This window comes from Phaeobacter sp. HF9A (assembly GCF_011806385.1).
Taxonomy (GTDB): Bacteria; Pseudomonadota; Alphaproteobacteria; order Rhodobacterales; family Rhodobacteraceae; genus Epibacterium.
Window position 1 is genome coordinate 40623 of record NZ_JAATOX010000003.1, and the last position, 11823, is coordinate 52445.

Below are 11823 nucleotides of genomic sequence, written 5' to 3' on the forward strand. Positions count from 1 at the left end.
CGCCAATTCATCATCATACCGACCATAGGGATTCGCCATATGAGCCGTTTTGCCGCCCCCATCGCCGAGCAGATTTGGGACATGAAGTACCGTTTCAAGGATGCAGATGGTAGCCCGATTGACGTCACGGTCGAGGACACCTGGCGGCGCATTGCCCGGGATCTGGCGCGGGCCGAGGCCAAACCGGATGTCTGGGAAGAGAAATTCTATTCCGCGCTGGAGGATTTCCAGTATCTGCCCGCTGGCCGCATCACCGCAGGGGCAGGCACCGCGCGGCAGGTGACGCTGTTCAACTGCTTTGTGATGGGCACGGTGCCGGACAGCATGGGCGGTATCTTTGATATGCTGAAGGAAGCGGCGCTGACGATGCAGCAGGGCGGCGGCATCGGCTATGACTTCTCCACCATCCGGCCGCGCGGCGCCGATGTCAAAGGCGTGGCGGCGGATGCTTCTGGCCCCTTGTCCTTCATGGATGTCTGGGACGCCATGTGCCGCACCATCATGTCGGCGGGCTCGCGCCGCGGTGCGATGATGGCCACCATGCGCTGCGACCACCCGGATATCGAAGCCTTTATCACCGCCAAATCCGATCCGGCCCGGCTGCGCATGTTCAACATGTCGGTTCTGGTCACCGATCCCTTCATGGAAGCGGTGAAGGCCGATGGCCCCTGGGAGCTGACCTTTGGCGGCAAGGTCTATCACACTGTGCAGGCGCGCGACCTGTGGAACAAGATCATGCAGGCAACCTATGATTATGCCGAGCCGGGTGTGATCTTCATCGACCGTATCAACAAGGCGAACAACCTCAGCTACGTGGAGCAGATCGCGGCCACCAACCCCTGCGGCGAGCAACCGCTGCCGCCCTATGGCGCCTGCCTTCTGGGGTCGATCAACATGGCGCGGCTGGTCAAGAACCCGTTTGAGAAGGACGCGGAGCTGGACCCCGAGGCGCTGAAAGAGCTGGTCGCCACCGCCGTGCGGATGATGGACAATGTGGTGGATGTGTCCAAATTCCCGCTGGAGGCCCAGGCGCAGGAAGCCCAGAACAAGCGCCGCATCGGCCTTGGCGTGACCGGTCTGGCGGATGCGCTCCTGATGCTCGGCCTGCGCTATGGCTCGGACGAGGCGGCGCGTCAGACCGACCACTGGCTGCACCAGATCGCCCGCGCCGCATATCTGGCGTCGGTGGATCTTGCCAAGGAAAAAGGCGCCTTCCCGTTGTTCGACGCCGAGGCCTATCTGGCGTCGGGCAATATGATGAACATGGATGGCGATGTGCGCGAAGCCATCCGCGAGCATGGCATCCGCAACGCGCTGCTGACCTCGATCGCGCCAACCGGCACCATTTCGCTCTATGCGGGCAACGTATCATCGGGGATCGAGCCGGTCTTTGCCTATGCCTATACCCGTAAGGTGCTGCAAAAGGACGGCTCGCGCACCGAGGAGGAAGTGGTCGATTACGCGGTGCAAATGTATCGCGAGAAGTTCGGCGCGGACGCGGCACTGCCGGACTATTTTGTCAATGCCCAAACCCTGGCACCGGCTGATCACGTGAAAATGCAGGCGGCGGCGCAGAAATGGATCGACAGCTCCATCTCCAAGACCATCAACTGCCCCGAGGACATTGATTTCGACGCATTCAAGGACGTCTACATGCAAGCCTGGGATCAGGGCTGCAAGGGCTGCACCACCTACCGTCCGAACGATGTGACCGGCTCTGTGCTCTCTGTGTCCGAAAGTGCCGATACCGCCCCAGGCGAGGGCGCCGAGGCGCCGCAAGCGACCGAGGAGAATGGCGCCGAAGTCGTCTATATGTCGGAGCCCCTGGACCGCCCGCAGAGCCTGGAGGGTCACACCTACAAGCTCAAATGGCCTGATAGCGAGCATGCGATCTATCTGACCATCAACGACGTCATCATCAACGGTCACCGCCGCCCGTTCGAGGTCTTTATCAACTCCAAGAACATGGAGCACTACGCCTGGACATTGGCGCTGACGCGGATGATCTCCGCCGTGTTCCGCCGGGGCGGCGATGTGTCCTTTGTCGTGGAAGAGCTGAAAGCGGTGTTCGACCCGCGCGGTGGTGCCTGGGTGCAGGGCAAATACATCCCGTCGATCCTGGCGGCGATCGGTGGGGTGATCGAGACCCATCTGGTCAAGACCGGTTTCCTGGAGGGCGAGGGCATGGGGCTGAAGGCGGACCCAACGGCACAGGTGGTGAACCTGAACCAACCGCGCGGCAAGGCCTGCCCGAGCTGTGGCCAGTTTGATTTGCAGATGGTCGAGGGCTGCATGACCTGCCGAAGTTGTGGTCACTCGAAATGCGGCTGATTGAAGTCCAGTGGGATTGTAGGTGCCCCCATAGTTCTGCCATTTTGGCACTGAAGACTGCCATTTTGGCCTGAAAGAACTGCCATCGGCATCGGATCAGCGGGGCTCTTGCCTCGCTGATTGCATTTGAAACGCCAGCTTCCTATCAAAGGGAAAATGGTCGGAAAGGGATGGTCATGGCCAACTGGTATTCGGCTGACCTGCACCTTGGTCACCAACGCATCATCGAGTTCTGCAAACGTCCTTTCGTCTCGACGGACGAGATGAATGCTGCGCTCATCCGGAATTTCCAAGGCTGCGTCGGCCATGACGACGATCTCTGGATCTTGGGGGATTTCGCATTCGGAAAGGACGCCGGGAGGATGGAGAACTGGTTCCACCAGCTGCCGGGCCGCAAGCATCTGATCATCGGCAATCATGACGATGAGGCTGTCGTCTCCCTGCCTTGGAACAGTATCGCATATATGGCCGAGATCAGGGGTGGGGAGCGCGACCTGGTCCTCTGTCACTACCCGATGATCACCTGGAATGGCGCACGCAGGGGCTCATTACAGCTGTTCGGGCATGTTCACGACCAGTGGCGGGGGGCGCGCAACAGCGTGAATGTGGGTGTTGACCAATGGGATATGCGCCCGGTGCAGATTGGCGAGATCGAAAAACGGGCTAGGAGACTTTCCGTAAACAAGCATTGGAACGATGTGGAGCATGGCAACGACCTTAGCTGAACTCTGCGAGGTGTTGTGCCGCGACGGAGGAGCAACGCAGCCGATGTTTACTGAGCGGGTACTGTTGAAAAACTCAGTCCTTGCCTGAAGTGAGCGCCAGATGAGCTACCTTTCACGACAAGTTTGCGCTTCGCGCCCTCTATCAGCCCAAATCTTCGACCAAGCCTTCAGGCAGCGTTTTCCCGCGTAGTGCCAGACAAAAATCGGCCTCGTACAAAATTTCGGCCCACCTTCGGCGGATCTCGGACCTCGCATAAAGGCGACCATTCGCTTCCGTTCCCAGGTCCAGTGGCTCGAGACCGACCTGCTTAAGGATCGCGGCAGTCGTGTTCGCCCGCACCTTGAACAGATCTGAGAGTTCTCTCATCGGCATGTACACCGCCAGGAATTCCTCGAGCGTACCCGGGGTGATTACAAGCGCAGCCTTCCTCGAACTTGCGCTCCGTGATTTCACCGCGACCAGATCCTGCCGATCGAGCAACGCTTGGATCGCCGCATAGGTCAGGCCCAGTTGCTTCGCCAGCGCTTCCCTCGTGAAACCTTCGACCCCCACGCCCTCAAGATGCGGCCAGATCTCCTCCACGTCTACGCGGAGCCCTGCATAGCCCTGTCGAGAGATATCGACATGAACGGCTTTCAGTTGACCCGAGAGGATCAGGCGTACGAGTTCCCCTGCGCCGCAGACCAGCTTGCGGGCAGCGATCTGGAGGTCGCAGGCGGTCGCGGGCATCTCTTGAACGGGAACGGGCGTGGCGGCCTTGATCAGCCCGTCGAGCAGGTTTTCGACCTTCTGCTTGGAGAAGTGCGGAGTGATGTCGCCGAGCCCCTCCTGAGGAGTGAGGAGCCCATCCGCGACAAGCGCATCGAACTGTGCACGGGGCGCATCCAGAAGGTGCATGGCCTGTATTCGGGTTATACCATCGTTCAGACGCAATCGGATTGTCTCCGCGGACTCGGCGTCGAACGTCCCCGGCGCAAGTACTGCGCCCGTATCGGGGTCGAGCTTCAGGAAACCTGCGGCCACCAGCGCGGCTCTGATGCGCTTCCCCGCCACTCTGCACTGCCGGCTGAAGGTCGCGAGCGTATGTACCCGGCGCGCGGTGACGCGCTCCCCCAGCACCAGATCTCCCTCTCCGTAGGGGAAGGCTTCGATGATGTACTGGCGCATGAGTGCCTTCAACGGCGCGTGATAGGGCTGACGCGCTCCACGACTCAGCCATTCATAGAGCGGTCCTAGATGCCCTTGTGCCTTCTCATGAAAACTCGGGCGCGGCAGTTCATCCCGCAAAGCTGTCAGAATGGCAGATGGCCCTTGAAGGGCAATAGTCAGACCCAGATCGGTCGCGTCACACAACGCCGGCTGTTCTAGCTCGCTCGGCGATGTTGCCGCCCCATGGACAAGAAGCACACCAAGCAGCGTAACAAAGGAAATGGCCGGATTGAGCTCTACGGCATCAAGCCATCCCAACTTCGCCTCTCCCATGATCCGTCCAGCAATGTAGCGCGTCGCCTTGGACGGGGAGGAAACGACTGCTCGATCTGCCAGCTGCAGGATCTCGTCGCGATGGGTGCGAACCCGGCGACTGAAGTCATGCGGAAAGCTACCATCCCCCAACGGGTCGAGCGCAACCAGTGCCACGCCGTGTGTCGGGCACTCTCGCAGGAAGGCCATCTGCCAACCGGCCTGTCCCGTGAAGCCATTCTGCCCAGTGGTCTCTAGCTCTTCCGCTACGCACAGCGGGCATAGACGAAGCTTTGAGCGCACGATCCAGCGGCCCTCGACCAACTGACCTGCCACCCGATAGCGGCGGTGAATGTCCTGTACCACAGCGAAGCGCGCGATCGCCTCGATTGTGCTCCCCGACAACGCAGCGAGGCCGCGCATCTGCGCGGCCTCGCCTGCCGAGATAGCATACAGATCCAGATCAGCAGCTGCACAGAAACTAGCCCCACACTCAAAGCCACAGAAATACGCCAGTCTCGAGGCGTAGGATGCAGGGCTTTCCCCCAGAACAAGCGGCAGGGAGGCGCGTAGAGGCTTCATCGCGCAAGCTCCGCGCGGTGTTTCCGGATCAGATTGCGCATCTCCTCCCGGCGCTCATACTGATCGCGATCGGGCAGGATCTGACGCACGGAAACGGCCTCGTAGTCTGCAGATAGGAACGGGTTCATGCCGTCGCTGCATCCCGAATAATGGCGGAAGTGCCGCGAAAAATCCTCTCTCCGCAACTCGCTTCGTCCCTCTTCCAAGCCGAAACGCAAGGACTCGATGATCATCTTCAACATCCAGCCAGGTTGGTAGTCCGCCGCATGGAACAGGCGGGGCAGGAATCGTGCGGTTAGAACCTTCGGGCAGACTGTCATCCCAACGAGGGACGCGTAATGCTCGATGGCAGAGCTGACCTCGGGCCCCTGATCCGCATGACTGACCGGCTCAATCTTAACGGTCCGAACCCTCCGTACGACCTGTGTTTCGGTGTTGATAAGATCAGCCAGCTCGAGGGTTCCGACCAGCAGGAGGTTCACCGGCCAATCGATCTCGTTGACCAAGGCCTTGAGTGTGTTAAGCGAAGAGTTGAGCTCGCGCCCCCGCTGGTTGAAGATGAGCTCGTGGACTTCATCGAGCACGACAAAGTTCACACGTTGGATCCTCAATTGCTGGAAAACCACAGCCCAGATCGTACCGATCTTTTCCTTCTTCGGGACGGGCGCATCGAGAGCCTTCAGCAGGTAGGCCCCTGTGTCCATCAGCGTCGTGCTGGCCGGAATGCGCACATGTACATACCGGCGTTCGTTTCGCTGAAGCCCCTCATAAAGAAACCCCGACTTGTCCAGAAGCTTCTTCGTCATGAAGGACTTGCCAGCACCGGGATCGCCAACAAGCACGATGGCCTCGCACTCGGCCCCGTTGCCCGCCTCGTGGTCGGCGATCTTCTGGAAGAACAGGCGCTCGAATTCGACCCGCAAGTCGCCATATTTGGGCGTCTCGAACAAGGTGGACTTGGCCGCGGCCAGTTTGCGGGCGGCCGCGAGCCGCTGTGCGGTGGAGACGTCAGTCATTGGATACCTTCCAGGCGCGTTTCGTTTCGGGTGCTGTCGCGGTGTGCTGCTCGGGCTCAGGTGTCACCTCTGGATCAAGAGACAAGGGGAGATCCTCCTCCTCGACAGCGGGCGTCTTTTCGGACGTTTGATACGGCTCGATCACCTCACCAATCAGGCCGCCCTCGAACGTCACCGGAGCTGGCGCGGGGGCATCGCCTAAATCGACCCCGATTCTGAGATCCCGTTCGCCTCGCGCGATGTCCTCGTCAGTCAGGCTATGTGGCGTCAGACCCGCTCGCAAGGTGGCTACGATGTCGGTCTCTCGAATGAGACGCAGTGTCCGATCCACGACAGGCTGCTGCAGACGTGCATCTTCCCCATGCTGCGATGCAAGCTTGCGGCGTTCACGGGTCCATGCGGCGTAGGGAATCCCATCCAGCCCCGGCTGGCGACATTTGGCCGGATACCACTCCGTACCGATACGCACGGAGACATGCCCGATATCTGTCGGATCAACCCGAAGGTCGACGTCGCGCTGGTGCGAATGGAGACGCATGTTCTGCAGTTCAGGACACGCATAGTCGAGCCCTGCGAACTGGACACCCCGCTCGCCGACACGACACTGCGCCTTCAGGCCAAAGATGGCCCGTCGGGTATGCGGTGGAGGCGGTGGTGACACAGACTTTTGCGCCACGAGCCGATCCCAGCAGTTCTCCGGCGTCTCTCCGTATAGGCTGCGGTGCGGTCGCTTGTGATAGACGTCCACGATGAACAAGACGAGGATCATTGTCAGCTCGTCGTCCGTCAGCGCCGCGAGGTCTTCCGGGACGTTCGCACCTTTGGCTAGGATACTCTCGAATGTCCGTGCCGTGATCAACGGCATGACTTCCGTGCCGAAGGTACGAAAGATTCGCTCTCCCGCTCCGCGTAGGAACGGCAGCCCAGCAGGGGCACCCGCACGACCGACGCGGAGATCAGTGAGGCAAGTCTCGAATTCGGGCCCGATGAACTCTGGGCCATTGTCATGAATGACTTCGAAAGGTGTCCCGCACTGATGCCACGTTCCCAGCGCATTGAAGGCACGTGCGACCTCGGTCTTGTCGCGTGTGACCTGTTCGATCACGGCGCTTGCTTCCTTGGCATTTGCCTCTTTGCAAACCTTGATGCCGACAACACACCGGGTCGCCACATCGATAGCCATAATTACCCATCGCCGTCCCCGCGGGATCTTCTGGATAACCTCGGGTGCCAGCAGATCGATGAGTGCAGTGGTTGTGAAGAGTGTCTGGGCATCCACCATCCAACTGTCGATCTCGATGCGCCGCAGCGGGATGTCCTCCATCAGGCCAGCCCCGGAAATCCTGAACTTGCGGTTGGCTTCCTCGACACCCCAACGCCGCGCATAGGTGGGATAAGGATCCATCGCGTTCAGGGCGTTCGTGGTCGCCTTACGCCCCGGTATTCTAAGCGGCAGCCACCCCTTTGCCTGCCTCGCCGCATTCTCTTCGCGAAAACGCCGATTGACGTGCTGGATAACGTTCTCGTCGCCCGGTCGACGCCCTGTTCCGGCCTCACAAACCTCCCGATTCAGGAGAAGCTGGGCTTCAGGCTCCAAACGGGGCTGACGGTTTCCGCAATTGTGCCACTTCGGCAAAACCGCACCAGTATTGCCTCCGGATTCATCGATTTGCTTTATGATCTCCCGCGCTTGTCGCGTTCTCGGCACCAGATATCGTGTTCGCAGATCCAGACCGGAGTTTCTCCGTTTCGCAGCCTCCGCCCAGAACGTCTCCATGTCCTCATCTACCATCGCCTGGATGATTGGCCTGCATTCTTGATACGATGCATCCGTCTTTTTGAGCTTACCGGCGTGGTAGAGCTCATAATACCGCGCATAAAACCGGCTCTTGGCGTAGGCAAGGAACCTGTCGCGATCAGATGCCAGAGAGACAAACCGGTCTCTGCCCTCAGCCCGAAGCTGCGTCCGGACCGGGCTAAAATGAAACCTGTCCCAGCGCCAAGTCTGGCTGCGAATCTTAAGGGCCAGATCCGGATAGGAGATGTGGATCTCAACATCCAGCATATCGAGACGTTGAAAGATGAAACCATGCGGGTCAGCGCGCAGTGGTCGCATTTCTATCCCGTTATCAATCACGCGATCCAAGCGGTCGAAATGGTACCGGATCATGAGCACATCCCCGCTGCGACCATCGTCTCTGGAGCGATCCGGCCAGGCGTCACCTGGCGAAGAACTCGTTCGAAGATGGCGAGAACGGCAGCGCGATACCCACGACCGTCGAGACCAAGCACCTCGAGCATCTTCCGGATGGAAATCGTGCCTCGGAGGTCTCTGGAGAAAGCCGCGATACGCAGCTGTAGGTGTTCCTCGCGGTCCCGACGGAAATAAGCAAAGAGCGAGGCATTGTGCACGACATCACGGTCCAACATGCGCTCCGTAACCAGCAGAACCTCATCGGCAAAGCCACGCGGCATCTGTGTTTTCACATGCGGCAGTAGCCGACGCAGAGGAGGCGCTCGATATTCGGAGCGATAGGCCAAAGCGATTTTCCGGCCTGAGCGGAGGCGGACAAGAAAGTCGAAGTGGTGCTTATGGATTTTCGGATCACCCGGCAGGATGAACTCGACCGCACGCGGCTGGTCCCAAACGTCTACGACATCGGGCAGAGAGGCGAGATACCAAAACAGGTTCCGCTCGCCCCAGCTCTCAAAGACGAAGATACGATCTCGACTATCAGAATCGAACCGCCAGACCAGACGGCCACGAAAACTGGCAGACGAACGTTTCGGTGGCAAGCGCGTGGCGCGGGTTGGTTCGGGCGGACGAAAACAGGCGTCGGCGACATATCGCGACGTGACAGGTGCACTCATGACACCACACTCCTTTTGGAACAAGCGAAGCTCCCCCGCGACAACCGAGCCGCGGGGCATTGACTTTTGCATCAAGTGGGGCGATCAAGAGCTATAGACAGCGATCTTCTGATCGCCCCGAGGGCTTGGCAATTGCAGTTGCCGGGTCCTCTTTCGTTTGGGGACTGTGGAGGTAATTACTGCATTTGAACCTCCCAGTCCGGTCCCCAGACATCATCGAAAGGCCGGTCGATCCGCTTACAGATCTCGTGCATAATTCTTTCGGATGTTCGGCGTCCTGCACAGACATTGGCGACTGTTCCGCGCGTAACATTCAGGTCGCGCGCCAACGAGGCGAACGATTGTTCACGATCCTCAAGCTCACGCCTGATAAGGCGGCATCGTTTTTCCAAGGTCATAGGCCAGAATACATGGTTGCTTCTGCCTAATTGGATATCTTGAAGCGAATCGGACAGTCAAGGATGAAACAACTCAAGACATTGATTTTAATGGGTTAAATGTCAGTTCTACTTTTAACATTACAACCGCCCCAAACCCAATAAACGGCTTTCCGAAAACACTTGCTCCTCGAGAATTTTAGTCAGCAGTGAGTTCGGCCCACAGCCGAATTTCGTGCCGGGCGCGGCGGGTGACCGGTGTTCAGGCCGGAGCAGATGGGGTGGATGGCTCCCGCTCCCGGCGTCGCAATGCGCCATACTGCAGGTGTCGTAAACTGCAATTGAGAGGAGCCACCCCATGCAAGTTACTTCGTGGTTCGACAGCGCATCCAGTTGATCAACATGCTCCGAAGCCTGGCCGCGGAGTTCGGGATCACCATCGCTCGGGGCGTCGCGCGGGCCATCGATTTTGCGAAAGAGATCATCGAGGGCAAGCAGTCCGGGTTCCCCGAGCTCGCTCAGGACGTTCTGCGGGTCCTCAGCGTCAGTTGGTCGAGCTGCACAACCGCCTTCGCTGGTACGAAATCACCATTCGCATCCAGGCTCGTCTCAGCCGGCAGGTGCAACTCCTGCAGACCATTCCCGGCGTAGGACCGGTGACCGCCTCGGCCGTCGCCGCCACGATTGGGTCGGGCCACCAGTTCAAGAGTGGGCGGGAATTTGCGGCGTGGCTTGGTCTGGCACCGCGCAACCACTCCAGCTTTAAGGGAGTTGGTGTATTTTTACCGGCGGAACGTCACCCGAGGGACAAGAATATCAGTGCCATCGCGCACAACAGACCCACGAAAAGTGCCGGTCTTTCGGTGGCACGAGCGATCCGGTTCCAAGCCGCATATCCGACAATGAGGAATATCGGGGCGAATACGAGCAATAACAACATTTGCCGCGCCTCTCCCCAATGCAGCTGGGCAAACAGCTGCGGGTTTTCGCCGAGGCCTATGAAGAGGTTGCTGCCGGCGCCGCCAAGGACTAAGCCACCCAGCACACCGATGCCAGCAAGGACGCTAAGCTTGTTTGCCGATGTCGCGAGTTCTGTTTGCTTTGTCGTATGAATGGCCTCGACCGCTGTTTGAAGCTCGTCATGGACATCGTCCTTCAGCGCCTCGATGCCAAGTGTCTGCATCCAACGGGCATACATCTCTGTGGGCTGGATTTGGCTGGACACACCGGTGAAGTGATATCGGTGCCGATACGTGAGATAATCCTGCTGGATACGCAATATCTCATCGGCGAATTCCTCAGTCCCTTTTTGGGGAAGGGTGCGGGTAATGCGGGAGGACAAGGCGAGCAGCATCGTTACCTGAAAACGCGCAACCAGGGAGAGCTGTGCATAATGCCTGCGCCAGTGATGCAGCAATATATTGTCGTAAAACCATCCGGCGCCAACGCTGCCGTAATGGTGCTCTCCGAACATATGACGGGTTGCGCTTGATCCTTCCTTGGGGTCTGGCGCGAACCTGTCGTAAAATGCCCGCTCTCGATATTGCTCAAGAAAGTCCGAATTGTAGGGATAAGATTGTCCCGCCTGCTCTGCATCCCAGAGCCGCCACCAGTCGCAATCCCGGATGCGGTTGACGCTCGTCGCGTCGTCCAGATGCTGATCTATATCGGTCGTTGTGGTCACGCTGACGTAGGAGTTCACGGGCATGCGCTCATCAGAGGGGTCTCGCCAGAGGCCGCCGTCCTCGCCATTGAGCTTTAGCGGCGCGATCATGTCGGACCAATGCTGAAAAACCTTTGGATTGCGCTCAAACCCGCTTCGCTCCAGACAGGCCATTGCCTCGTCGCGGGTGGGAGGGTTTGCCATTGCCTCCACCCCGTTCAGCCGGACGGATTGTGGGCATCTTTGCGCGGTGCCGGAGGTCCAGAAGGGCACGTAGGTCCGGCGGAGATAGTCAAGTGCGGTTTGTGCTTTGTCCAGCGTGATGGCCGGGCCCTGATGGGTCAACTCCAGCGTCATGATGGCGATGCCGAGATCAAACATATGCAGGGTTAACCGCTCGACCGCGAAATCCAGCCCGAATGCCCCTGCGCCCGCGTCAAAGGTGGCGCTGAGCTGCTTGAGGTCGTGCCGTTCAAACAGAACAAAGCTCGCATTCTCGTCGCCTGCCTTGGGGTAGAGAAAGTCCTGCGCGAAATCATGGAAATAGACAAATTCCCCGTAGGGGCCGCCGTCCTTGGCGCTATCGCCCATTTTGACGACATGGAGGGGGTCAGCCACGGACCAGTTCTTATCCGCATGCAGCGCATCAAGCGCGGCTTTGCGTTCCCGTTTGATGGCGGCGGTGCCGCCTGCCGGTGACAGGATCAGGGGCCATTGATAGAGCAAGCGAAACTGGTGAACTGGGATTTCGGTGGCGGGCGTGCCCTTAATCTCTGTCATTTATCGAATACATGTC

General features: G+C 59.2%; 7 protein-coding genes and 1 pseudogene. 3 read left to right on the top strand and 5 right to left on the bottom strand.

The genetic code is table 11. The annotated features are described in order from the left end of the window. Positions 1-39: 39 nt before the first annotated feature. Together HCZ87_RS00765 and HCZ87_RS00770 are read left to right on the top strand one after the other, a co-directional pair. Positions 40-2331 carry an adenosylcobalamin-dependent ribonucleoside-diphosphate reductase gene (locus HCZ87_RS00765; protein ID WP_167641856.1) on the top strand — a complete coding sequence of 764 codons (2292 nt, stop codon included), beginning with the start codon at positions 40-42 and terminating at the stop codon, positions 2329-2331. A gap of 176 nt (positions 2332-2507) precedes the next feature. Beyond that, on the top strand, positions 2508-3056 hold the full coding sequence (locus HCZ87_RS00770; RefSeq protein ID WP_167641857.1) for a metallophosphoesterase: 549 nt from the start codon (positions 2508-2510) through the stop codon (positions 3054-3056). 142 nt (positions 3057-3198) lie between these two features. Here HCZ87_RS00770 and HCZ87_RS00775 read toward each other — a convergent pair whose 3' ends face one another. Genes HCZ87_RS00775 through HCZ87_RS00790 form a run of 4 tightly spaced genes read right to left on the bottom strand, consistent with a single transcriptional unit; the run spans position 3199 to position 8987 of the window. Further along, the gene (locus HCZ87_RS00775) at positions 3199-5100 is read right to left on the bottom strand and encodes a TniQ family protein (RefSeq protein ID WP_167641858.1); all 1902 of its coding nucleotides are present in this window, start codon (positions 5098-5100) and stop codon (positions 3199-3201) included. Further along, positions 5097-6116: a TniB family NTP-binding protein gene (locus HCZ87_RS00780; protein ID WP_167641859.1), complete on the bottom strand. Its 1020-nt coding sequence runs from the start codon at positions 6114-6116 to the stop codon at positions 5097-5099. The genes HCZ87_RS00775 and HCZ87_RS00780 overlap by 4 nt, the downstream gene beginning before the upstream one ends. After that, complete coding sequence (locus HCZ87_RS00785) at positions 6109-8286, bottom strand: Mu transposase C-terminal domain-containing protein (RefSeq protein ID WP_167641860.1); 2178 nt, start codon at positions 8284-8286, stop codon at positions 6109-6111. The genes HCZ87_RS00780 and HCZ87_RS00785 overlap by 8 nt, the downstream gene beginning before the upstream one ends. Continuing rightward, positions 8283-8987, bottom strand: a complete 705-nt coding sequence (locus HCZ87_RS00790) for a hypothetical protein (RefSeq protein ID WP_167641861.1) — start codon at positions 8985-8987, stop codon at positions 8283-8285. Before HCZ87_RS00790 ends, HCZ87_RS00785 begins: the two co-directional genes overlap by 4 nt. 1015 nt (positions 8988-10002) lie before the next feature. On the opposite strand from HCZ87_RS00790, the pseudogene HCZ87_RS20915 reads away from it, so the two are divergent. After that, positions 10003-10125, top strand: a pseudogene (locus HCZ87_RS20915) (transposase); the annotation flags it as partial. A 35-nt stretch (positions 10126-10160) separates the two neighbouring features. On the opposite strand, the gene HCZ87_RS00800 reads toward HCZ87_RS20915, so the two are convergent. Next, positions 10161-11807 carry a hypothetical protein gene (locus HCZ87_RS00800; protein ID WP_167641862.1) on the bottom strand — a complete coding sequence of 549 codons (1647 nt, stop codon included), beginning with the start codon at positions 11805-11807 and terminating at the stop codon, positions 10161-10163. Positions 11808-11823 lie beyond the last annotated feature (16 nt).